The sequence below is a fragment of the Nocardia sp. NPDC050717 genome (assembly GCF_040654275.1).
Taxonomy (GTDB): Bacteria; Actinomycetota; Actinomycetes; order Mycobacteriales; family Mycobacteriaceae; genus Nocardia.
On the sequence record NZ_JBFAHR010000001.1, the window covers coordinates 588,710 to 609,126 of the forward strand.

Genomic DNA, 20,417 nt, shown 5'->3' on the forward strand with positions numbered 1-20,417 from the left:
GGAGTCTCGGCGAACTGACGGCCCGATCTCAGCCGCTTCTCAGTACCCGTCAGGAAGCTGGTCAGCAAGCGTGAGGAGACAGCAACCATGACCGACGATCCCCAGCAGCGCCCCGCTGATCAGTCCGGCGATCCCGCGGCGGGCGGCACGGATCAACCGTTCCCGGCACCGGGACAGCCTGCCCCCGAGACCGGAGCAGCCGCGCCGACCCACGGCAGCGCGCATCCCGATGCCACCGCCCCGCTTCCCGGCGGCGGGCAGCCCGGCGCGCCGGTGCCGCCCTACGACGCGACGACCGACCGCTCCCAACATCACGGAGCCGGTCAGTCCTACGGCGCGCCGCAGCACCAGGGCGCAGCACAGCACGAGGGCGCAGCACCGCACCAGGGCGGCGCGCAGTACCAGGGTGCGGCGCAGCACGAGCGCATCGCGCAGCACCAGGGCGTGGCGCAGCAGAGCGGGGCGCAGCATTTCGGGACGGCGGAGGCGCAGCACACCGCGCCCATGCCCGGCTACGGATACCCGCCGCAGGGTGGTCAAGCCGGTCCCTATGTCGCCCAGGCGCCCGCACCGCAACGCAAGCCGCTGCGCCTCGGCCTCGTCGCGGGGGCGACCGCGCTGGCCCTCGTCAGCGGTGGCATCGGCGGTGTCGTCGGAGCGCTCGCGACCGGCTCGGAGTCGGCGCCGGTGACCAACGCGCTCGACGCGCCCAAGCCCAACGTCAACAACGTCGCCAACGCGCCCGCCGGGTCCACCCAGGCGGTTGCCCAGCGGGTGCTGCCGAGCGTGGTGATGATCAAGGTGGCCGGGGCGCGCGCCTCGGGGGAGGGCTCCGGCGTCGTGCTGTCCTCCGACGGCCTGATCCTCACCAACAACCACGTCGCGGCCGGGGCCGGCTCCGCGGCGAAGATGGAAGTGGTGTTCAGCGACGGGAGTTCCGCGCCCGCGACCATGATCGGCGCCGACCCGGTCTCCGATCTGGCCGTGATCAAGGTGAGCGGCAAGACCGGTCTCACCCCGATCGAACTCGGCACCTCCGACGGTCTCGCGGTGGGTCAGCCGGTGATCGCCATCGGTTCGCCGCTCGGCCTCGCGGGCACGGTCACCACCGGCATCGTGTCGGCGATGAACCGCCCGGTCTCCACCAGTGGCGAGGGCGCGCCGAGCCAGGTGAATCCGGTGATCGACGCGATCCAGACCGACGCCGCGATCAACCCGGGCAACTCCGGCGGCGCGCTGGTCGACGCTCAGGGCAAGCTGATCGGCATCAACACCGCCATCGCCAGCCTCGGCGGCGAGGCGACCGGCGCGCAGAGCGGCTCGATCGGCCTCGGCTTCGCGATCCCGGTGGACCAGGCTCGCCGGGTCGCCGACGAACTGATCAAGACCGGCCACGCCACCTACGCCCAGATCGGCATCAAACTGCGGCCCCAGGACACCGCGGCCCGCGTACTCGAGGTGACGCCGGGCAGTCCGGCCGACAAGGCGGGTGTGCCCGCGGGCGCGGTGGTCACCAGGCTCGACGATCGGCCCATCGATTCCGGCGACGCGCTGATCGCGGCGGTCCGCTCGCATCAGCCGGGCGACAAGGTGAAGCTCACCTACACCGACGAGCAGGGCGGCAACGCCAAGACCGTCGAGGTCACCCTGACGGGCGCGGCGGCGGAGGGCGGCCGATGATGCGTTCGAGCGCGGCACTGTCGTGCGTAGGCGCTACGGTGATGAGCATGGACATCGATGCTCCCGTGGCAGGGCGTGCACTGGTTGTTGTCGTCGACGATCGGACGGCGCACGGCGGAGTGGATTCACTCGGCCCGCTCGTCACCGAGTTGCTCAGCGAAGCGGGCTTCCTCGTCGACGCGTCGGTGACGGTGCAGGCCGAGGAGGTCGAGATCCGCAACGCGCTCAACACCGCGGTGATCGGCGGCGTCGATCTGGTGATCTCGGTCGGCGGCACCGGGATGTCGCCGCGCGATGTCACCCCGGAGGCCACCACCGAGGTGCTCGACCGGGAACTGCCCGGCATCACCGAGGCGCTGCGCGCGTCCGGCCGGGTGGCCGGTTCGCTCGACGCCGGTCTCTCGCGCGGTGTCGCGGGCATCTCCGGCAGCACCCTGGTGGTGAACCTGCCGGGCACCCGCTCGGCGATCCGCGACGGCATGGCCACCCTCGGCCCGCTCGCGAGCCGGGTGATCGGCGAGCTCTCCGGATTGGACGAATGAGGCCGATGGCCATGTCGGACAGCACGTCCCCGCGGGATCCCGAGGCGGCCCGCCGCAAGGCCGCCGAGGCCGCGCGGCTGGCCAGAATCTTCGGTGACGTGCTGCCCGAGACCACCGGTGACGAGCGCGGCGACGCCGCGGGCGCCCCGGACAACGACGAATGGTTACGATCCCAGGTTCCCCCGCACCACGGGTGACCGCACCGTTACCCACGGGGTCTCCGGGTAAAACACCCGGACCGAAATGCCGGTTTCTGTACCGGTGAGTAACCGAGGCAATTTCCCAGGACCACGCGAAAGCGTGGTCCTTTGTCGTGTTCGGGATCCCAACCTGCGTACCGGCGGTACCGGTCAATCGGCCTTAACACACCGGCTGCCGAATGCATAAATGCACGTCAAAGCATGTGACGATGTCCGGCTGTGTGGTGGGGGTCACTATGAAATTTACGAACTGTTTCGTTGCCTGAACATCATCTGAGCGTTTAATGTTCGCCATCGAGCCATCAACTATCGGTCCCCGCAGTACCCCACTTCTATGCGTTGAACCACCCGGTGGAACCCTGGCTCGGGTTCGTCACACCGGCCCCGGCCGTATCGTCGAAATAACAGTTGGTTACGTAACGGCAACAAAGGGGCGACACACTGAGCTGGGCCTGTGAGGTCCACCCGTCCGGTCTCGAAAGTCGAGACCGGCTGTTAGACACCTGATGAGGGGAAGTATGAGCGAGAACCGCACCACCGGTGTGCGCCGCGGCGCCCGTGCCGCGGGCGTCGGCGCTGCCGCGGCCGCCGTGGCTTTCGGCCTGCTGTCGACCGGTGCCGCCAATGCCGACACCTTCGTGCCGTTGCCGGACGGACAGAAGGTCGGTCCGAATGTGACCATCACCCGCACGCACGAGAGCGCTCTGATCTCGCCGTCGTTGGCCGCCAACGGTGCGGGTCGCGTCGTCTGGGTCTCCGGCTCCGCGATCGCCGAGGTCGCCGCCACCCCCGAGGGCGAGGTCGGCCCCTGGAACGGTCCGTCCGGCCGCCCCGGCTCCAACAACTCCTCCACCCACGGCACCTCCCAGCTGAACACCGGCTACATCGTCGGTTGCCAGGTGAGCATCGCCGATGACGCCATCGGCGCCGGTGTCTCCGGCGGCGTGAGCACCGGCGGCGTGAGCGCCGGCGGCTCGATCGGTGTCAACCTGGGCCCGGGCGAGGTCAAGTTCGTCCAGATCAGCTCGAAGGACATCCAGAAGGCCGGCACCTACGCCATCGATTACCAGGACGCGGAAATCGAGATCCAGGGCTGCGCCGGCTACGCGCAGGCCCGGGCGTACACCGTGGTCGAGATCATCGGCGACCACTACTCGAAGACCACCCTCTACGGCATGCCGTTCAGCATCGGCTGACGTCTTTCGAATCTGACGAATCTTCTTCTCGCTGCGGCGAACTCAATCCTCGAGGGACAAATCCTATGATCAACCGTAAGTTCATGGCGCGGATGGCGGGCCTCAGCGCCGCGGCCACCGTGGCTGTCGGCCTGTTCTCCACGGGCGCGGCCAACGCCGACACCTTCGTTCCGCTGCCGGGCGGCCACATCACCAAGACCCTGTCCGACGGCACCGTCGTCGACATCAGCCTGGTGGGCGAGTCGGCTCTCATCAGCCCGTCGATGGGCTCCACTCCGGTGCACCGCAACTCGTGGGTCTCCGGCACCGCGCAGGTCACCGTCTCCGACGGCGGCAGCGGCAAGATCTACCCGGGCTACACCGTGGGTTGCCAGGTGAACATCGCCGGTGGCGGTGTCTCCGGTGAGGGCAACGTCGAGAGCGACTGGGAGGGCAACGCGGCCGGCGGCATCGGCACCGGCGGCGAGCTCTCGCTCGGCCCCGGCCAGGCGAAGTCGTTCTACATCCTCGACCGCGAGGTCGCTGACGACTACGGCAACGAGTCGCACAGCAAGAACAACAAGTTCAAGAACGGCTCCGGCTCGGTGACCTGGCAGGACTCCACCATCGGCCTGAGCGGCTGCGCCGGCTACGCCCAGGCGCGCGCCTTCGTCAGCGTCGAGGTCGAGACCGACAACGTCATCAGCTGGGTGACGCTGTGGGGCCAGCCCTTCAGCCTCGGCTGATAGTTCGAATCCCCGGAAACGGGCCGGTCGCGTTTGCGACCGGCCCGTTTTTGTTGCGTCAACGATTCGCTTGCGCTGGACATTGCCGGGCCGCCTCATTATGTTTGTGGCGAATTGACTGCCTCGCAGTCAGTATCACGCGAAGTTTTCTGACTTTCAGCTTTCTCGATAGACCTCCCGGCTGGGCGAATCCGCCCTGTTGCCAGCGGCGCCGTCTGCGGACGCGCCTGGGCTGGGTCCGGGCGCAGCACAGATATCGGCCTCGACGGTCGAGGTCGATTTTGCGTACACCTCGAGGGGAAGTATGAGCGAGAACCGCACCAACCGCGTGCGTCGCGGCGCCTGGAGCGCGGGCGCCGCTGTGGCCGTGACGATGGGCCTCCTGTCGGCCGGTGCAGCCAACGCGGACACCTTCGTGCCGCTGCCGGACGGCCACAAGCAGGGCCCCGGCGTCACCCTGAGCAGGACCGGCGAGCATGCGCTCGTCTCCCCGTCGCTGGCCGCCAACGGCGCCGGACGCGTGGTCTGGGTATCGGGCAACGCGCGCGCCGACGTCACGGAGACGCCGGAGGGCGAGGTCGGCCCGTACAACGGTCCGTCCAACCGGCCCGGCTCCAACAACTCGTCGACGCACGGCGCGTCGAACCTGAACACGGGCTACATCGTCGGTTGCCAGGTGAGCATCGCCGACGACGCGATCGGCGCCGGGCTCTCGGGCGGCGTCTCCAGTGGTGGCGTCAGCGCGGGTGGCTCCATCGGCCTGAACCTCGGCCCCGGTGAGGTGGCCTTCGTGCAGATCGACGCCAAGGACATCCTGAAGCCGGGCGTCTACTCGGTCGAGTACCAGGACGCCGAGATCCAGATCCAGGGCTGCGCCGGGTACGCACAGGCCCGCTCCTACACCGTCGTCGAGATCATCGGCGACCACTACTCCAAGACCAGCCTGTACGGCCAGCCGTTCAGCATCGGCTGACCGCGCGACCACACCAAACTTTCGCTCGTTCACACGAATTCACCCTCGAGGGGTCAACTGTGATGATCAACCGTAAGAGCATGGCGCGCGCGGCCGGTTTCACGGCCGCCGCGACCGTGGCGTTGGGTTTGCTCTCCACGGGTGCGGCCAATGCCGACACCTTCGTTCCGCTGCCGGGCGGGCACATCACCAAGACGCTGTCCGACGGCACCGTCGTCGACATCAGCCTGGTGGGCGAATCGGCCAATATCAATCCGTCGCTCGGCTCCACACCCGCGCACCGCAATGCCTGGGTGTCGGGTAGCGCGCAGGTGAGCGTGTCCGGTGACGGTGGCGGGAAGATCTTCCCGGGCTACACCGTGGGCTGCCAGGTGAACATCTCCGGCGGCGGCGTCGAGGGCGGCGCGGAGGGCGAGCAGCCTTACGAAGGCGAAGCCTCCGGCGGCGTCACCACCGGTGGCGAACTGTCCCTCGGCCCCGGCCAGGCGAAGTCGTTCTACGTGCTCGACCTGGAGCAGGCCGACGACTACGGCAACGAGTCGCACAAGACCCGCAATTCCTTCAAGGGCGGCAGCGGCTCGGTGACCTGGGCCGACGAGACCATCGGCCTGAGCGGCTGCGGCGGCTACGCCCAGGCGCGCTCGTTCGTCAGCGTCGAGGTCGAGACCGACAACGTGATCAGCTGGGTCACGCTGTGGGGCCAGCCGTTCAGCCTCGGCTGAGTTTTCACGACGCGGGAATTCTCGGGCCCTCGGCATCCGCCGGGGGCCCGATCCCTGGGTCCCCGATCAGAATTCGTGCTTACCGCCCGCACTGTTGTGCTGATCGGCGAGCAGGTCGCGAATCTGCAGCAAAACCTCGCTGTCGCTGAGCTTCTCGTCCTCTTTGGAGAATCGCTTCTTCGCCGAGGCTGCGGGGAGCACCAGGACGAAGTACAGAATGGCGGCGATCAGCAGGAAATTGATTCCGGCGGTGATGATCGGACCCACCTCGATGAACGTGGCCGGCTTGTCGGCGACCAGCTGGAAACCGAGTCCTACCTCGTTGGACCCGCCGAACACCGCCAGCAATGGGTTGACGATCCCGTTGGTGAACGCGGTGACGATGGCGACGAACGCGGTACCCATGACGACGGCGACCGCCAGGTCGATCACGTTGCCACGGAGCAGGAAATCCTTGAAACCCTTGAGCATGCGTTGCGCTCCATTCTCGTAAAGCTGCGAACGATCGTGCTGGTTCGTCCTGATGTTAATCAGGGTTGCGGCAAATCGCGCGCTAACCGGAATTTGGAGTCGCGGACATTCCTCGCCGCGGCCTCAGTGGAAGACGACGGTGAGCGCCGTCCGTAGCGAGGCGCCCGCGACGGCCGCGGCGTACTCGGCGTCGAGCGCGACCAGGACCACCCGTTCCGTGCCGGAGCGTCGCTCGCCGGGCGCGGTGACCAGGACGACGGCCGCGTCGGTGGCCAGGGTGCGCGCCGGTCTGCTCGCGCCGGGCGCACCGGCGTCCTCGACGCCGACGACGTCCACCCGGTCGCCCGCCCGCAATACCTCGGCGACCGCGGAATCGGCGAGCCGGATGGGCACGATCCTGGCGTCGGCGCTGCCCGCGGCGGCCGCGGCCAGGCGTGGGCCGACGACGCGCAGATCGGTGAAGGCCTCGCCGGTGCGCATCGCGCCGGCGAGGGTGGCGCCGAGCAGTGTGGTGGTCTCGGCGACGGAACCGGAAGGGAGCGAACGGGATTCGTAGCGCTCGACGCGCAGATCGTCGGCGGTGAGCAGCCTGCCCGGCACCAGGTCGCGAGCGGCGACGACGACCTCGCGACGGGTGGCGCCCGGGTCGCCGCGGACGAACAGCACCAGCGCCGTGAGCGCCAGCGCACCGGCAAGGACGCGGCGCGCCAGCAGGGCATCGGCCCAGGCCGGGCGGTTACCCAGGGCGAAGCGCCAGGAGCTGCCACGCCCCAGATCGGCAAGACTGCGAGTCATGTCGCGAGCCTAGGAGCGCGGCGACGGGGGACAGCCCCGGAAAGTCCTGGTTGTGGACAACTACGGGGCTGTGGATAACTCCGGAGGGATCAGCTCGCGGCGGCGGGCGCGGTGCTCGCGCTCGGCGCGGGGGTGCTGCTGCCGTTGGACTCCGAGGACGACTTCGCGGGCTCGCTCGCGGTGGACGCGCCACCACGGCTGTCGGTGCGGTAGAAGCCGCTTCCCTTGAAGACGATGCCGACCGAGTTGAACAGCTTCCGCAGCTTTCCGGAACACTGCGGGCATTCCGTCAGCGTGTCGTCGGAGAAGGACTGAACGATGTCGAAGCGGTTGTCACACTCGGTGCACGCGTACGAATAAGTTGGCACAGGATCCTCCGCAGGTCTCGTCGATCTAGCACTCTACCGCCGACAGTGCCAACCTCGCCAATCGCCGTTTCATTCCGGGGAAAGCCCCAGCTCGCGCAATCCGCCGCCGGGCGTCAACGCCCAGCCCATCCGCAGGTCGTGCGGCTCCTCCGGCAGGCGCTCGACCAGCTCGGTGTCCCGGACCACCGCGATCAGGCGCGCGGCGGGATCGGCCGCGTCGAGTGTGCGGTCGTAGTAGCCGGCGCCGCGGCCGAGCCGCACCCCGCGCAGGTCCACCGCCAGCGCGGGGACCAGGATCGTCGCGGCCTCGGCCACGGTCGAGGGCGGCAGCGTCGGGGTGGTCGGTTCGAGCAGGCCGAAGCGGGCCTTGCGCAGCGAGTCCGGTCCCTCGTAGCGCGCCCAGCTCAGCGGTCCCGGTTCGCCGGTCACCGGCAGCAACACCGTGGCTTCGTGCTCGCGCAGCGCGTCGAGCATGCGCAGATCGCCGGGTTCGCGCCGGATCGGGACGTAGGCGCACACCACGACGTCGGGCCCGGCCAGCGCGGCGATCCGGGCGGCAAGCGCCGCCGCTTCCGCGGCGTGCTCGGCGGCCCCGAGCTGGGCACGTTCGGCCAGGATGTGATCGCGCCACGCATATTTGGTGCGCTCACCGGGCATCTCCACAGCGACCACCCTAAGCTCTTGCCGACGCCGGATCGTCGCGACAAGGCGATCGGACGCCCACGCAGAATGGATAGGGTATACGCATGACAGACAAGACTTCCGGTTTCCGCACTGCGGTGGTCCCCGCGGCCGGACTCGGAACCCGGTTTCTGCCTGCCACCAAGACGGTGCCCAAGGAATTGCTGCCGGTGGTCGACACCCCCGGCATCGAACTGGTCGCCGCCGAGGCCGCCGACTCCGGCGCAGACCGGCTGGTGATCGTCACCTCGCCGGGCAAGGACGGCGTGGTCGCGCACTTCGTCGAGGACCTGGTGCTGGAGAGCACACTGGCCGAGCGCGGCAAGTTCGCGCTGCTCGAGAAGGTCCGCAAGGCCCCGGCGCTGCTCGATGTGACCTCGGTCGTGCAGGAGGAGCCGCTGGGTCTCGGCCACGCGGTCGCCCAGGCCGAGGCAGTCCTCGACGACGACGAGGACGCCATCGCGGTCCTGCTGCCCGACGACCTGGTGCTGCCGTGCGGTGTGCTGGAGACGATGAGCCGGGTGCGCCGGGAGCGCGGCGGCTCGGTGCTGTGTGCCATCGACGTGCCGAAGTCGCAGGTCAGCGCGTACGGCGTCTTCGACGTGGAAGACCTCACCGAGGGCGCGGAGGCCGATGTGCTGCGCGTGCGCGGCATGGTCGAGAAGCCCGAACTGGCCGACGCGCCGTCGACCCTGGCCGCCGCCGGACGCTACCTGCTCGACCGCGTGATCTTCGACGCACTGCGCCGCATCGAGCCGGGCGCGGGCGGAGAACTGCAGATCACCGATGCCATCGCGCTGCTGATCGCCGAGGGGCACCCGGTCCATGTGGTCGTGCACCGTGGGTCGCGCCATGATTTGGGCAACCCGGGCGGCTATCTTCGAGCTGCCGTGGATTTCGCCCTCGAGCGGGAGGAATACGGTCCGCAACTGCGTGAGTGGCTGAACTTCCGGCTGAGCCCGGAATGGGACCCCCAGGCCCCGAACGCGTAGCGACAAGCACAACAGGCAGGCAGACGCCGATAGACACAGGAGCTCGATGCGCTCGGTTGAGGATCAGCTGATCAAGGTCACCGCGGCCGCGGTCGCGCCAAGGCCGGTCCGGGTCGCGATATCCGAGGCCCAGGGTTTGCTGTGCGCGGAGGACGTCGTCACCGAACGACCGCTGCCCGGCTTCGATCAGGCCGCCATCGACGGCTACGCCGTGCGCAGCGTCGATGTCGCCGCCGCGGGCACCGACGTGCGCGACGAGGAGGGCGAGCTCATCGACCTCACCCTGCCGGTGGTCGGCGAGGTGGTCGCCGGGTCGCGTCAGCCCATCCGGTTGCAGCCGCGCCAGACGGTGCGCGTCGACACCGGCGCGCCGCTGCCGACCCTCGCCGACGCGGTGCTGCCGCTGGACTTCACCGACGGCGGCCGCGCCAGGATCAAGGTCTTCGAGCCGGTCCGCTCGGGCGACTACGTCCGCCGGATCGGCGACGACGTGCAGCCCGGTGACGTGGCGGTGCGCGCGGGCACCATCATCGGCGCCGCGCAGGTGGGTCTGCTCGCCGCGGTCGGCCAGGACAAGGTGCTGGTCCATCCGCGGCCGCGGCTGTCGGTGATCTCCATCGGCGGCGAGCTGATCGACATCGACCGCACCCCGGGGCCGGGTCAGGTCTACGACGTGAACTCCTACGCGCTGGCCGCGGCCGCGCGTGACGCGGGCGCCGACGTCAACCGGGTCGGCATCGTCAGCGCCGATCCGCGCAGGCTGCGCGATGTGGTCGAGGGCCAGCTGGTGCGCTCGGAGGTCGTGGTGATCGCGGGCGCGGTCGGTGGCTGGGCCTCGGAGCAGGTGCGCGAGGCGCTGGACGGGCTCGGCGAACTCGAGGTCGACCGGGTGGCGATGCATCCCGGCTCGGTGCAGGGCTTCGGGCGGCTCGGCCGCGACGAGGTGCCCACCTTCCTGCTGCCGTCGAATCCGGTGAGCGCGCTGGTGGTCTTCGAGGTGATGGTGCGTCCGCTGATCCGGATCGCGCTGGGCCGCAGGCAGCCGATGCGCCGAATCGTCAACGCCCGCACGATCACTCCGATCACCTCGATGCCGGGCCGCAAGGGGTACCTGCGCGCGCAGCTGCTGCGCGACGAGGCCACCGGTGACTACCTGGTGCAGCCGCTGGGCAACGGCAACGGCGGGTCCTCGCACCTGCTGGCGACGCTGGCCGAGGCGAACAGCCTGATCGTGGTCGACCCCGACGACACCGAGTTCCGCACCGGCGACGAGGTTCGAGTGGCGTTCCTGGCGCAGCGCGGCTGAAACGTGGAGTCGATGAACGTATTCCGGTCGGGTCAGCATCCCGGCTGGCCCGCACGGCTCGGCCCGGTGAACGTGGCGGCGGGCCAGGTGACCCTGCGCCCGGTGCGCTTTCGCGACGCCGCGGCCTGGAGCCGCATCCGGCTGCGCGACCGCGACCACCTGGAACGCTGGGAGCCGACCGGGCGCGGCAGCTGGGAGGCGCGCAACCACGCGTCGAACTGGCCGTCGCTGTGGACGAGCCTGAAGGCCGAGGCGCGGCGCGGCGCGATGATCCCGTTGGTCATCGAGGTCGACGGGCAGTTCAGCGGACAGCTGACCGTGGGCAACATCGTGCGCGGCGCGCTGCGTTCGGCCTGGATCGGCTACTGGGTGGCCAAGGATCTCGGCGGGCAGGGCGTGGCGACCGCCGCGCTCGCGCTCGGCCTCGACCACTGCTTCGGGCCGGTCGGCCTGCACCGCGTGGAGGCGACGGTGCGGCCGGAGAACCTGGCCAGCCAGGCGGTCCTGCGCAATGTCGGGTTCCGGGAAGAGGGCATGCTGCGCCGCTACCTCGATGTGGACGGCGAATGGCGCGATCACCTGCTGGTGGGCTTGACGGTCGAGGAAGTCCTGAGCACGGTGGTGGACCGCCTGGTCAGGGAGGGTAGAGCGGCGCTGCCGTGAAATTTCTGTTACTCATGTGGCAGGTGTGCACGGCGCGCCTGCCGCGCGGGCAGGCATGCCCGAATTAACCTACGGACGTCGGTAGTGCGTCCACAGACGGACAACACGCAGGCGGGGACGGGAGGTGAAGACCGCGATGCCGAATTCGATCTTGTGGATCGGGCTTGTCGTGCTGTGGGTCTTCGTCCTGTTCCCCATCCTGGCGGACCGGCATCCCCGGATCCGCCGCACCACCGATGCCGCACTCGCCACGCGCGTGCTGCACCGTGGCGGGGCTGAACGACGAATTCGCATCGGGGCTGCGGGCGGTCACGACAGTGACCCCGACTACCGCCCCCGTGTGCTCACCAAGCGCCCCCACCGTACTGATTCGGAGGATCGGATGACGACATCGGCCGACGAGCCCGTCACCGAAGCTGACGACGAGTTGCTCACCCCCGCACCGGAACTCGAAGCCGCGTCCGAGGCGGACCGCGACGACGCCGAGGACCGAGCCGAAGACCGTTCCACGGTAGACGATTCCGCGGCCGAGGCCGTCGAAGAGGCCGCGACCGAACCCGATTCGACCGGCGACGAGGAGGAGGCCGCCGACCCGGCAGTCGCCGCCCGGATACCGCCCGCCCCGCCCGCCCGGCTCGAAGACGTCCCCGCCCCCGAGGACGACGCCGACGACGAGGACTTCGTGCCCAACCGACGCGGTCGCGGCGGCTACGACCCCGAGGCCGACGCCATCGCCCGCGCCGCCCGCTACAGCTTCCGGCAGCGCGCCGTGCTCGGCCTCATCATCGCCACCATCCTGTTCGCCGCGTTCGGCCTGCTGCTGAACTCGATGTTCTGGTGGGCGTGTGGCCTGTCCACGGCCGTGCTCGTCGGCTACCTGGCCTACCTGCGCAAGCAGGTCCACGTGGAAGAGGAGATCCGTCGTCGGCGCGCGGCCCGCCTCACCCGCGGCAAGCGCCGCGAGGAAACCGCCACCCCCGAAGCCGCCACCACCCGCCGCACCATGGACCGCGACACCGCGCGCGCCCTGCGCCGGCGCTCCAGCCTGCTCGACACCGACGACGAGGACCCGATGTTCGAGCACCTGGAAACCTTCGACCCAGCCACCGCGCGCGCCCTCCGCACCCGGGTCGAAGACCTCGGCAGGGCAGTCGGCGAGTAACTGGTGGAACCACGCTAAAACGGCAGGTCAGAGTACCGATTCGGTATCCGGGCGCAACGCCTGATACAGTGTCACAGCGCGGTTCGCCAGAGCCGCACGGGGCTATAGCGCAGTTGGTAGCGCGTCTCGTTCGCATCGAGAAGGTCAGGGGTTCGATTCCCCTTAGCTCCACAATATGTACGGGTCAGGCCGGATTCCGAGAAGTCATCGGAGTCCGGCCTGATTCGTTTCCGGGCGATATGTCGAACAGCGAGCAGGGTGTGATAATCGCCCGATGGACGACTACACCACCCACAAGCAGAGGGCCGAGGCGCTGCTGGAGGAGCTCACCGCCGGGGCGGAGGTCAGCGAAGCGGAGCGACGGAACGTGATCGCGCAGGCGCAGGCGCACGCCGCTCTCGCGCAGGCGGAAGCCCAACGGGAGACCGCGGCGGCGATCCGTGCGATCGGGGCGTTGTCGGCGCCGCACGTGTAATCAGATTGCCGGCCAGGCGACTTCGTCGATCGCAAGCCATGGTGCTCTGGCCACGCCGGTGGGGGTCAGATCGACAATCGACTTGATTCGACGGTGCAGATGGGACTGGTCGGCGTAGCCCGCCTCGGCGGCCACATCCGCGGGCGGGCGTCCGGCCGCCAGGAGGTGGGCGGCGTGATCGAAGCGTACGAGTTCGCACGCACGCTTGGGCGAAACCCCGAGATGCGCGCGGAAGCGCGACCACAGGCGCTGGCGCGTCCAGCCGGTCTCCAGGGAAAGGTCCTCGACGCGGAGTAGCCCTCTGGCGCTGACGGTCTGATTCCAGGCGTACGCGATCTCGGGCGCGACACCGAATCGGCGGGCCGCCCGCCCGTGCAGGAACTCCGCGGCCAGTGCGAACCGATCGTCCCATGACGGCGTCGCACGCAGTCGTTCGCTCAGGGCCGCCGCGCAGCTGCCCCACAGTTCCCGCATCGGTGTCACCGCACCGCCGATGACGTCGGTGTCGCGCAGAATCGCCGCGGCGACGACGGGAGACATGCGGATCTGCAGGACCTCGCCGACGCCCGCGCCGGCAACGCGTACGGCACCCGCGTCGAGACCGACGATCGTGTCACCCGTGACCGAGCGCCCGAGCGGGTCGTAGACGACTACCTGCTCGCTGAGATCGAACAGGAGGGTGACCATCGGATGCGGGATCATCGTGATGTCGACCGAGGCATCGTCGTGGTATCGGAAACCCGCCATCCAAACCCCCGGAGCAGGGCGTCGGACCGGAACCGCGACATCGACCCGGCTCCAGTCCAATCTGCCGGTTGCGGTCATGCCTCGAGATTAGACGGTCTTTCGGATGATCAGCAGACGTGCGGACCGCGGCCGCGAGCGTGACATTCGTTCAATACGGCGTGGCCGCCTGCGACGATGCTTTCGGGTATGACCAAATCTACTCCAGACCAGGCGCGACTCTCGACGACAGTGCGCGGGTTGCACATCGTCATCGACGGGAGCCCGGCGGCGCCGCCCTTGTTGCTCATCCACGGCTCGGGCGCGACCGGTTCCACGTGGGCAGGGGTGGTGCCGACCCTGGCCAGGGGACATCGAGTGATCACGGTCGACCTCCCCGGATGCGGCCGGTCCGAGTCGGCTTCGACGTATGCCGTTGCGGAGCAGGCGGATCGGATAGCCGCCGTAGTGGACGAACTCGGTATCCGAAAACTGGACGTCGTCGGTCACTCCAGCGGAGGCTATGTCGGCACCGCTCTTGTAGAGCGTCGTCCCGACCTGGTCGGCAGGTTGATCCTGGTGAGCACCGGGCCGAGCCCCGCGGCCCTTCTCCCCGAACCGGCCATCCTGAGGGTGCTCGTCGCCCCACCGATCGGGCCGCTCATCTGGTCGATCCGTAACGACTCGATGATCCGCCGCGGACTGGCGGCGACCGCGGCGGCCCCGATCACGGTGCCCGACGAGGTGGTCGCCGACTTGCGGCGGACACCGTATCGAGCTTTCCGCGCGATTCTCGCCGCCAACATCGACTACATCGCCGCTCGGTCGGTACCACAGCGCCTCATCGACGCCGGAAAGCCCGTCTCCGTGATCTTCGGAGACTCCGACCCACGTTGGGACCCGGCTTCGGCGCGCCAGTACACAGCGGTGCCGGGCGCCGAGCTGGAATACCTCCCCGGAGTCGGGCACCTCGCGATGCTCGAGGACTGCGATGCGTTGAGCCTGAGTCTCGCCCGCGCACTCGAATAGACGACACGTCGGCCGGAATGCACGCCTTATGGGCCGATCGCGGTGTCGTCGAGGATCTTCCGGCCGGCCGGTCGCACGGGGTTGCCCCGAATCGCATTGTTGCGGGGTTGCCGATGAATTTCGGAGGGGGCTGCCGTCGGTATTCCTGGAGCCGATGGACAGGAGTTCTGGATGGTTGGGGTAGTGGGTTCGGTGCGGGTGAATGGGGTCGAGCTCGGGGTCGAGAGTTTTGGGCGGGGGGATGATCCGCTGGTGTTGCTTGTCGGGGGGACCACGATGTTGTCGTGGCCGGATGCGTTGTGTGAGCGGGTCGCTGCGGGCGGGCGGCGGGTGGTTCGGTACGACCTGCGGGACTCGGGGGCGTCGACGACGGTCGATCCGGAGCATCCGGAGTACGGCCTGCGTGATCTCGCAGCGGATGCGGCGGGGCTGGTCGATGCGCTCGGGGTGGGGCGTGCGCACCTCGGTGGGGTCGGGGTCGGGGGGATGGTGGCGCAGGTGGCGGCGCTGGATCATCCGGGGGTGGTGTCGGCGCTGACGCTCGTCGGTACCAGGGCGGTGGCGCCGGGGCCGGTCGACGCGGATCTGCCCGATCATGATCACGCGGTCATGGGGGCGCTGTTCTCGCAGCCGATGCCGGATTGGGCGGATCGGGCGGCCGTCGCGGAGTTCGCGGCGTCGGGAGCCGAACTGCTGGGCAACGATCCGGTGCAGGCGCGGGAGACGGCGGCGCGGATCTGGGATCGCACGCCGTCGAGCGATCCGGCGGTGCATGAGGCGAACCAGCTGGGGATGGTGTTTTCCAGGATCGACTGTCGACCGCGCTGGCGGGAACGGCTCGGCGAGCTCGACATCCCGACCCTCGTGGTGCACGGGCGCGCCGACCCGTTCTTCCCCGTCGGCAACGGCGAGGCCCTCGCCGCCGAGATCCCGGGCGCGCGACTGCTCATCATCAACGACATGGGCACCGCCCTGCGCGATGCCTCAGCCGATCGAATCGCCGCTGCGATGCTCGCCTTGTGACCGTGGTCGTCAGCGGGAAACGGTAGCGAGCACGCCGCCCGCGCCAGCCCCGGTCCCACCACTCACCGCGCTGCCTGGTGCGACCGTGTGGGTCATCGCCGTGTGACCCGCGCTGCCTGGTGTGATCGTGTGGGTCATCGCCGTGTCACCCGCGCTGCCTGGTGCGATCGTGCGGATCGTCGCCGTGTCACCCGCGCTGCCTGGTGCGACCGCGGGGGTCATCGCCGTGTCACCCGCGTTCCCTGGTGCGATCGCGCGGGTCGCCGTCGTGCGATCCGCGCACCTCGGTGAGACCGGGATGTCACTGCCGTGCCACCCGCACTCGGAGGCGACTGGCGTACGCACCGAGGCGGGTGGCGACGCTACGTCCGGCCAGCCCGAAAATCGTGCGGCCTTCCCCGGCCGTCGAGTCCTTGTCGATGGCGAACCAGGGCTGGAAGTTCTTCGGGCTGATGGGCAGGGAGATGTGTTCGTGGGTGATCGACCACTGACCGTTCGTGCGGCGCAGGCAGACGGTTTCGCGGACCCAGATCGACAGTTCGATGCCACCCCGGTGGGTGCCGGAGTCCAGGTGGAGCATGTGGGCGAAGGCGATGTCGCCTGCGGTGACGACGGTCAGGTCGTGGGTCTCCAGACCGATGGGGCCGTCGTAGCCGTCGAACCAGCGCAGGAAGTTGCTGCGTACCTCGGCGGTGCCGGTGAACCGGAGGGGTGCGACGGCGTCGTAGTAGACGATGCCGGGTGCGTAGCAGGACATCAGACGGTCGATGTCCTTCGATCGCTGCGCCTCGGTGCGGCTCGCCAGCAGGGCTCTGATCGCGGGCTCGTGCGATGTCATCGTGTCTCCGTTCCGAGAGGTTCGGTAGTTCGACGACGCGGCGCGGGCGAATGTCAGGCGACGGTCAGGTCGTGTTGCGTGGCGAAGGCGTTTCGGCAACCGCGTGAACAGAAGCCGATGGTTTCGCCGGCGTGGTCGAGGGTGATCGCGTGTGGGCCGATGGTGACTGTCATGCCGCAGATCGGGTCGAGGAGTTTGCCCTCGGGGACGGTGTATTCGCCCGTGGCGAGCAGGGCCTGGAAGTCGGCGGTGAGGTAAGCCATCACGCCGTCGCCGTCGGTGGGCTTGCCGTCGAGGCCGATGCGGCCGTTGGGGACGCCGACGACGTTCACCCACAGGTCGCCGCCCGCGCGGGTCCAGCCACGGGCGCGGTCGACGCGGCGGACGGCGGCGCGGACGGTGCCCATCATGTGCGGACCCGATTCGTCGCACCAGTCCTCGGGCAGGGTGATGGTGGCGAGCACGGGCGGCGCCGACGACGTGTCGATCGGGCCGTCGCCGGTGTGCCAGTCGCGCAGCTCACGGAACGCGACGTGGGTCATCCGCCGGGCGCGCCGCATGGTCGCCTCGGGAGCGTCGTCGGTGCTGGTCATCGCCTTGACGATGGCGGCGGCGATGGCGGCGTGGTCGTCGGCGGTGTAGGTGCCGGCCGGGTGCGAGATCTCGATGAGGAACATGGTTCCATCGTGGATTCGCGCGGGCGCGCAGTCGATTACGCCGGAGGTAAGGTGGCGAACCCTAGAGTGGCTGGCATGGGTGAGCAGCCGACGGTGGGACCGCTGGTACGGCAATGGCGCGAGCGTCGGCGACGCACCCAGCTCGAGTTGTCCCTGGCCGCCGGGCTGTCGGCGCGCCACCTCAGCTTCATCGAAACCGGCAGGGCCGTACCGAGCCGCGACATGATCGAGCGCCTGTGCGACGAACTCGACGTGCCGTTGCGCGCCAGGAACCAGCTCTACCTGCGCGCCGGATACGCGCCGGTGCACACCGAACGCCCACTGCGCGACCTCGGGCGGGTGCGCACAGCGGTCGAGGCCGTGCTCGCCGGCCACGAGCCGAATCCGGCCGTGGTGGTCGACGCGCGCTGGGACCTGTTGTCCGCCAACCGAACCATGGCGGGATTTCTGGCCGTCGTGCCGGCGCACCTGCGCGCACCGCGCACCAACATGCTGCGCGCCACCCTGCATCCGGACGGTCTGGCCGGGCAGATCCGCAACCACGCGCAGTGGCGCCGACACACGCTTCGGCGGGTACGCCGCCAGCTCGACCGCACCGCCGACCCGGCCCTGGCCGACCTGCTCGCGGAACTGGAGAGCTACCCGGCCGCCGCGGATCCGGGCGAACTCGTCGGCGAATTCGACGCCGACCTGTGCACCCCGATGCTCCTCGACACCGAGGCAGGCCCGATGTCGCTGCTCTACGCGGTCACCGTCTTCGGCTCCCCGCGCGACGTGACTCTGGACGAGATCGCCGTCGAGATGTTCTTCCCCGCCGACGAGCGCACCCGCCGGATTCTGGTCGAGATGTCCGAGGCCAAGGACGTGGAAGGGCAACGGCTTTCGCGCGCGGGAAGGAACGACCGCAGGTGACCCCTTGCCCGCGTGGGCATGGCGCAGTCGGCCCGCTTCCGGATCACGCGTCTCGCGCGGAGCGCACCCTGGCGGCCTCGCGGGTCAGGTGATCGCGTTCGGGAACGCTCGTGGCCTCCCTGGCCGCCAACGCGTACAGTTCGGCGGCGCGATCCAGGTCACCCGCGCGTTCGAGGAGGTAGGCGTGAACGGCATTGTGGCGCGGGATGTTCGGGTCCACTTTGGCCAGTTCGGCCAGTCCCGCCTGCGGCCCGTCGGCCTCACCCACCGCCACCGCGCGATTGAGCCGCACGACCGGGCTGTCGGTGCGGGCGAGGAGTTCGTCGTACCACTCCACGATCTGGACCCAGTCGGTGTCGGCGGCGGTCGGCGCGTCGGCGTGCAGGGCGGCGATCGCGGCCTGGGCCTGGTATTCGCCGAGGCGGTCGCGGGCCAGGGCTGCTTGCAGGATCGCCACGCCCTCGGCGATCAGCCCGGTGTCCCAGCGGGATCGGTCCTGCTCGGCGAGGGGGATCAGGCGCCCACCCGGTCCGGTGCGGGACGCGCGACGGGCATGGTGCAGCAGCATCAGGGCGAGCAGGCCGTCGACTTCGGGATCGTCGCTCGCGGAGGCCAATTGGCGGGTGAGGCGGATCGCCTCGGCCGCCAGGTCGAGATCGCCGCTGTAGCCCTCGTTGAAGACGAGGTAGAGCACGCGCAGGACCGTGGACAAGTCGCCGGGCCGATCGAGCGGGAGTCCCTCGATGCGGCGCTTGGCCCGGCTGATGCGTTGCGCCATGGTCGCTTCGGGCACCAGGTACGCGGTCGCGATCTGGCGGGTGGTCAGGCCGCCGACAGCGCGCAGCGTCAGTGCCACCGCCGAACCGGGCGACAGCGAGGGGTGCGCGCACAGGAAGAACAGCCACAGCGAGTCGTCGGTGCCGGGCACCGGGCCGCGGGGTGGTTCGTACTCGACGGTGAGTTCCCTACCCCGCCGGGCACTCTCGGCCCGCACGGCATCGACGAACTTGTGCCAGGCGGCCGCGACGAGCCACGCCTTCGGGTCGCGCGGCGGCTCGTCGGGCCAGCTCTCCAAGGCGCGGATCAGGGCCTCCTGCACGGCATCCTCGGCCGCCGCGAACTCCGCTCCGCGCCGGACGAGGATGCCGATCACCGCGGGCACGAGCTCCCGCAGCAGCGACTCGTTCACTCGGTGGTCGTCGGCGTCGCGGTGAGGAACGGGCGCAGCTCCAGCCATTCCTGCACCGGTTTCCCGCCCGCGCCGGGCGCGGCCGACAGCTCCGCGGCCAGTTCGAGCGCGCGCTCGTAGGTGTCGACGTCGATGATCATCCAGCCGGCGATCAGGTCCTTGGTCTCGGCGAACGGACCGTCGGTGACCGGCGGGCGGCCCGCGCCGTCCGAGCGGACGAAGGTGCCCTGCGGCGAGAGCGCCTGACTGTCGACGTACTCGCCGGTGGACTCCAGCTTGTCGGCGAAGTCCTGCATGTACTGCACGTGCGCGGTGACCTGCTCGGGGGTCCACCGGTCCATCGGCACGTCGTTGACCGACGCCGGTGCGCCGCGGTAGTGCTTGAGCAGCAGATATTTGGCCATGATCGTCGCCTTTCGACTGTGGTCGGTGTGTGCGAGCGGGCCGTTCCCGGCTGCTCGTACCCCTGGGACGGAGCCGCGTCGCCGTTCTCGACATCCCCGACGACAATTCTCGAGAATTATTTCTGGCGGCCCGTGGCGCGGTCGCGGTCGAGGCGGTCGCCGAAGTGCTCGAGCAGCCTGCGGAGCTCGCCGGTGAGGCGCTGGTAGTCCTCGGGCGAGTAGTCCGGGAGTAGTTGGGCCTCCTTCGCCAGGTGCTCCCGGAACACCAGGTCGACCACCTCGAGGCCGTGCGGAGTGAGCCGGACGCGGATCGAGCGGCGGTCGTTGGTGTCGCGGACCCGTTCGACCAGATCCTTGGCCTCCATCCGGTCGATGCGGTTGGTGACCGTGCTCGAGGTGATCATCGCCGCCTCGAGCAGCGCGCCGGGAGTCAGTTCGTACGGCGGGCCGGACCGGCGCAGCGTGGTGAGGACGTCGAACTCCCACACCTCGAGGCTGTGCGCGGCGTAGACCTCCTTGAGCGCGCGGTCCAGCAGCCGCGAGAGCCGCTGCACCCGGCCGACGATCGCGACCGGCCACAGGTCCTCGCCCAGCTCGGGCGCCTCCTGCCGCCACAGCTCCATGATCACATCGACGGTATCGGTCATCTGTCCTCCCTCACGGTCTGCGCC

Annotated in this window: 25 protein-coding genes and 1 tRNA gene; 16 read left to right on the forward strand and 10 right to left on the reverse strand. The window is 69.5% G+C overall.

The window, feature by feature from the left end; all coding sequences use genetic code 11:
- The first annotated feature begins 87 nt into the window (after positions 1-87).
- The 7 genes from AB0H56_RS02685 (at position 88) to AB0H56_RS02715 (ending at position 6,038) form a co-directional block, all read left to right on the forward strand.
- On the forward strand, positions 88-1,680 hold the full coding sequence (locus AB0H56_RS02685; RefSeq protein ID WP_357156348.1) for a trypsin-like peptidase domain-containing protein: 1,593 nt from the start codon (positions 88-90) through the stop codon (positions 1,678-1,680).
- Positions 1,680-2,222: a MogA/MoaB family molybdenum cofactor biosynthesis protein gene (locus AB0H56_RS02690; protein WP_357157820.1), complete on the forward strand. Its 543-nt coding sequence runs from the start codon at positions 1,680-1,682 to the stop codon at positions 2,220-2,222. The genes AB0H56_RS02685 and AB0H56_RS02690 overlap by 1 nt, the downstream gene beginning before the upstream one ends.
- A gap of 11 nt (positions 2,223-2,233) precedes the next feature.
- Entirely contained in the window at positions 2,234-2,419 is a 186-nt protein-coding gene (locus AB0H56_RS02695) for a hypothetical protein (protein ID WP_357156350.1), read from the forward strand.
- A gap of 521 nt (positions 2,420-2,940) precedes the next feature.
- Positions 2,941-3,618 (forward strand): MspA family porin, encoded by a 678-nt coding sequence (locus AB0H56_RS02700; protein WP_357156352.1) that lies wholly within the window; start codon positions 2,941-2,943, stop codon positions 3,616-3,618.
- 65 nt (positions 3,619-3,683) lie between these two features.
- The gene (locus AB0H56_RS02705) at positions 3,684-4,343 is read left to right on the forward strand and encodes an MspA family porin (protein ID WP_233000773.1); all 660 of its coding nucleotides are present in this window, start codon (positions 3,684-3,686) and stop codon (positions 4,341-4,343) included.
- Positions 4,344-4,647: 304 nt separating this feature from the next.
- Positions 4,648-5,316, forward strand: coding sequence for an MspA family porin (locus tag AB0H56_RS02710; RefSeq protein ID WP_357156354.1), 669 nt, complete (start codon positions 4,648-4,650; stop codon positions 5,314-5,316).
- Positions 5,317-5,378: 62 nt separating this feature from the next.
- Complete coding sequence (locus AB0H56_RS02715) at positions 5,379-6,038, forward strand: MspA family porin (RefSeq protein ID WP_357156356.1); 660 nt, start codon at positions 5,379-5,381, stop codon at positions 6,036-6,038.
- Positions 6,039-6,104: 66 nt separating this feature from the next.
- Here AB0H56_RS02715 and mscL read toward each other — a convergent pair whose 3' ends face one another.
- The 4 genes from mscL to AB0H56_RS02735 all read right to left on the reverse strand — a co-directional run bounded on the left by mscL (position 6,105) and on the right by AB0H56_RS02735 (position 8,329).
- Positions 6,105-6,509 carry a large conductance mechanosensitive channel protein MscL gene (gene mscL / locus AB0H56_RS02720; protein WP_357156358.1) on the reverse strand — a complete coding sequence of 135 codons (405 nt, stop codon included), beginning with the start codon at positions 6,507-6,509 and terminating at the stop codon, positions 6,105-6,107.
- A 123-nt stretch (positions 6,510-6,632) separates the two neighbouring features.
- Complete coding sequence (locus AB0H56_RS02725; RefSeq protein ID WP_357156360.1) at positions 6,633-7,304, reverse strand: SAF domain-containing protein; 672 nt, start codon at positions 7,302-7,304, stop codon at positions 6,633-6,635.
- An 89-nt stretch (positions 7,305-7,393) separates the two neighbouring features.
- Positions 7,394-7,672, reverse strand: coding sequence for an FmdB family zinc ribbon protein (locus AB0H56_RS02730; RefSeq protein WP_357156362.1), 279 nt, complete (start codon positions 7,670-7,672; stop codon positions 7,394-7,396).
- A 69-nt stretch (positions 7,673-7,741) separates the two neighbouring features.
- Positions 7,742-8,329 (reverse strand): 5-formyltetrahydrofolate cyclo-ligase, encoded by a 588-nt coding sequence (locus AB0H56_RS02735; RefSeq protein WP_357157823.1) that lies wholly within the window; start codon positions 8,327-8,329, stop codon positions 7,742-7,744.
- 89 nt (positions 8,330-8,418) lie between these two features.
- Here AB0H56_RS02735 and AB0H56_RS02740 point away from each other — a divergent pair, with 89 nt between their 5' ends.
- The 6 genes from AB0H56_RS02740 (at position 8,419) to AB0H56_RS02765 (ending at position 12,951) form a co-directional block, all read left to right on the forward strand.
- A complete protein-coding gene (locus AB0H56_RS02740; RefSeq protein WP_233000767.1) occupies positions 8,419-9,345 on the forward strand; it encodes a UTP--glucose-1-phosphate uridylyltransferase in 927 nt (308 codons plus the stop codon).
- A 46-nt stretch (positions 9,346-9,391) separates the two neighbouring features.
- On the forward strand, positions 9,392-10,651 hold the full coding sequence (gene glp / locus AB0H56_RS02745; protein WP_110039732.1) for a gephyrin-like molybdotransferase Glp: 1,260 nt from the start codon (positions 9,392-9,394) through the stop codon (positions 10,649-10,651).
- A 12-nt stretch (positions 10,652-10,663) separates the two neighbouring features.
- The gene (locus tag AB0H56_RS02750) at positions 10,664-11,314 is read left to right on the forward strand and encodes a GNAT family protein (RefSeq protein WP_357156365.1); all 651 of its coding nucleotides are present in this window, start codon (positions 10,664-10,666) and stop codon (positions 11,312-11,314) included.
- Positions 11,315-11,450: 136 nt separating this feature from the next.
- Positions 11,451-12,476, forward strand: a complete 1,026-nt coding sequence (glpR, locus tag AB0H56_RS02755) for a gephyrin-like molybdotransferase receptor GlpR (protein WP_357156366.1) — start codon at positions 11,451-11,453, stop codon at positions 12,474-12,476.
- A 98-nt stretch (positions 12,477-12,574) separates the two neighbouring features.
- Positions 12,575-12,647: transfer RNA gene (locus tag AB0H56_RS02760), tRNA-Ala, on the forward strand.
- A 103-nt stretch (positions 12,648-12,750) separates the two neighbouring features.
- A complete protein-coding gene (locus AB0H56_RS02765) occupies positions 12,751-12,951 on the forward strand; it encodes a hypothetical protein (RefSeq protein ID WP_357156368.1) in 201 nt (66 codons plus the stop codon).
- On the opposite strand, the gene AB0H56_RS02770 is transcribed toward AB0H56_RS02765, so the two are convergent.
- Complete coding sequence (locus tag AB0H56_RS02770) at positions 12,952-13,698, reverse strand: AraC family transcriptional regulator (RefSeq protein WP_357156370.1); 747 nt, start codon at positions 13,696-13,698, stop codon at positions 12,952-12,954.
- A gap of 186 nt (positions 13,699-13,884) precedes the next feature.
- On the opposite strand from AB0H56_RS02770, the gene AB0H56_RS02775 reads away from it, so the two are divergent.
- Both AB0H56_RS02775 and AB0H56_RS02780 read left to right on the forward strand, forming a co-directional pair.
- Positions 13,885-14,703: an alpha/beta hydrolase gene (locus AB0H56_RS02775; protein WP_357157826.1), complete on the forward strand. Its 819-nt coding sequence runs from the start codon at positions 13,885-13,887 to the stop codon at positions 14,701-14,703.
- A gap of 171 nt (positions 14,704-14,874) precedes the next feature.
- Positions 14,875-15,726 (forward strand): alpha/beta hydrolase, encoded by an 852-nt coding sequence (locus AB0H56_RS02780; protein ID WP_357156372.1) that lies wholly within the window; start codon positions 14,875-14,877, stop codon positions 15,724-15,726.
- 301 nt (positions 15,727-16,027) lie between these two features.
- On the opposite strand, the gene AB0H56_RS02785 is transcribed toward AB0H56_RS02780, so the two are convergent.
- Both AB0H56_RS02785 and AB0H56_RS02790 read right to left on the reverse strand, forming a co-directional pair.
- A complete protein-coding gene (locus tag AB0H56_RS02785) occupies positions 16,028-16,564 on the reverse strand; it encodes a nuclear transport factor 2 family protein (protein ID WP_357156374.1) in 537 nt (178 codons plus the stop codon).
- Positions 16,565-16,617: 53 nt separating this feature from the next.
- Positions 16,618-17,241, reverse strand: a complete 624-nt coding sequence (locus AB0H56_RS02790; protein ID WP_357156376.1) for a hypothetical protein — start codon at positions 17,239-17,241, stop codon at positions 16,618-16,620.
- Between the two features lie 75 nt (positions 17,242-17,316).
- On the opposite strand from AB0H56_RS02790, the gene AB0H56_RS02795 reads away from it, so the two are divergent.
- The gene (locus tag AB0H56_RS02795) at positions 17,317-18,153 is read left to right on the forward strand and encodes a helix-turn-helix transcriptional regulator (protein WP_357156378.1); all 837 of its coding nucleotides are present in this window, start codon (positions 17,317-17,319) and stop codon (positions 18,151-18,153) included.
- Positions 18,154-18,196: 43 nt separating this feature from the next.
- On the opposite strand, the gene AB0H56_RS02800 is transcribed toward AB0H56_RS02795, so the two are convergent.
- From AB0H56_RS02800 to AB0H56_RS02810, 3 genes are all read right to left on the reverse strand, one after another.
- Entirely contained in the window at positions 18,197-19,342 is a 1,146-nt protein-coding gene (locus tag AB0H56_RS02800; protein ID WP_357156380.1) for a DUF6596 domain-containing protein, read from the reverse strand.
- Complete coding sequence (locus AB0H56_RS02805; protein ID WP_357156382.1) at positions 19,339-19,746, reverse strand: YciI family protein; 408 nt, start codon at positions 19,744-19,746, stop codon at positions 19,339-19,341. The genes AB0H56_RS02800 and AB0H56_RS02805 overlap by 4 nt, the downstream gene beginning before the upstream one ends.
- A gap of 116 nt (positions 19,747-19,862) precedes the next feature.
- Positions 19,863-20,393 carry a MarR family transcriptional regulator gene (locus AB0H56_RS02810; RefSeq protein WP_357156384.1) on the reverse strand — a complete coding sequence of 177 codons (531 nt, stop codon included), beginning with the start codon at positions 20,391-20,393 and terminating at the stop codon, positions 19,863-19,865.
- Positions 20,394-20,417 lie beyond the last annotated feature (24 nt).

What these genes read in the sequence shown, in the direction of transcription:
- AB0H56_RS02710 (WP_357156354.1), top strand. Translation starts at nt 4,648, where the DNA reads ATGAGCGAGAACCGCACCAACCGCGTGCGTCGCGGCGCCTGGAGCGCG.
- glp (WP_110039732.1), top strand. Translation starts at nt 9,392, where the DNA reads ATGCGCTCGGTTGAGGATCAGCTGATCAAGGTCACCGCGGCCGCGGTC.
- AB0H56_RS02770 (WP_357156370.1), bottom strand. Translation starts at nt 13,698, where the DNA reads ATGGCGGGTTTCCGATACCACGACGATGCCTCGGTCGACATCACGATG.
- AB0H56_RS02735 (WP_357157823.1), bottom strand. Translation starts at nt 8,329, where the DNA reads ATGCCCGGTGAGCGCACCAAATATGCGTGGCGCGATCACATCCTGGCC.
- AB0H56_RS02705 (WP_233000773.1), top strand. Translation starts at nt 3,684, where the DNA reads ATGATCAACCGTAAGTTCATGGCGCGGATGGCGGGCCTCAGCGCCGCG.
- AB0H56_RS02690 (WP_357157820.1), top strand. Translation starts at nt 1,680, where the DNA reads ATGCGTTCGAGCGCGGCACTGTCGTGCGTAGGCGCTACGGTGATGAGC.
- AB0H56_RS02785 (WP_357156374.1), bottom strand. Translation starts at nt 16,564, where the DNA reads ATGACATCGCACGAGCCCGCGATCAGAGCCCTGCTGGCGAGCCGCACC.
- AB0H56_RS02715 (WP_357156356.1), top strand. Translation starts at nt 5,379, where the DNA reads ATGATCAACCGTAAGAGCATGGCGCGCGCGGCCGGTTTCACGGCCGCC.
- AB0H56_RS02810 (WP_357156384.1), bottom strand. Translation starts at nt 20,393, where the DNA reads ATGACCGATACCGTCGATGTGATCATGGAGCTGTGGCGGCAGGAGGCG.
- AB0H56_RS02775 (WP_357157826.1), top strand. Translation starts at nt 13,885, where the DNA reads ATGACCAAATCTACTCCAGACCAGGCGCGACTCTCGACGACAGTGCGC.
- AB0H56_RS02695 (WP_357156350.1), top strand. Translation starts at nt 2,234, where the DNA reads ATGTCGGACAGCACGTCCCCGCGGGATCCCGAGGCGGCCCGCCGCAAG.
- AB0H56_RS02765 (WP_357156368.1), top strand. Translation starts at nt 12,751, where the DNA reads ATGGACGACTACACCACCCACAAGCAGAGGGCCGAGGCGCTGCTGGAG.
- mscL (WP_357156358.1), bottom strand. Translation starts at nt 6,509, where the DNA reads ATGCTCAAGGGTTTCAAGGATTTCCTGCTCCGTGGCAACGTGATCGAC.
- AB0H56_RS02780 (WP_357156372.1), top strand. Translation starts at nt 14,875, where the DNA reads ATGGTTGGGGTAGTGGGTTCGGTGCGGGTGAATGGGGTCGAGCTCGGG.
- AB0H56_RS02725 (WP_357156360.1), bottom strand. Translation starts at nt 7,304, where the DNA reads ATGACTCGCAGTCTTGCCGATCTGGGGCGTGGCAGCTCCTGGCGCTTC.
- AB0H56_RS02740 (WP_233000767.1), top strand. Translation starts at nt 8,419, where the DNA reads ATGACAGACAAGACTTCCGGTTTCCGCACTGCGGTGGTCCCCGCGGCC.
- glpR (WP_357156366.1), top strand. Translation starts at nt 11,451, where the DNA reads ATGCCGAATTCGATCTTGTGGATCGGGCTTGTCGTGCTGTGGGTCTTC.
- AB0H56_RS02790 (WP_357156376.1), bottom strand. Translation starts at nt 17,241, where the DNA reads ATGTTCCTCATCGAGATCTCGCACCCGGCCGGCACCTACACCGCCGAC.
- AB0H56_RS02795 (WP_357156378.1), top strand. Translation starts at nt 17,317, where the DNA reads ATGGGTGAGCAGCCGACGGTGGGACCGCTGGTACGGCAATGGCGCGAG.
- AB0H56_RS02685 (WP_357156348.1), top strand. Translation starts at nt 88, where the DNA reads ATGACCGACGATCCCCAGCAGCGCCCCGCTGATCAGTCCGGCGATCCC.
- AB0H56_RS02805 (WP_357156382.1), bottom strand. Translation starts at nt 19,746, where the DNA reads ATGGCCAAATATCTGCTGCTCAAGCACTACCGCGGCGCACCGGCGTCG.
- AB0H56_RS02750 (WP_357156365.1), top strand. Translation starts at nt 10,664, where the DNA reads ATGAACGTATTCCGGTCGGGTCAGCATCCCGGCTGGCCCGCACGGCTC.
- AB0H56_RS02700 (WP_357156352.1), top strand. Translation starts at nt 2,941, where the DNA reads ATGAGCGAGAACCGCACCACCGGTGTGCGCCGCGGCGCCCGTGCCGCG.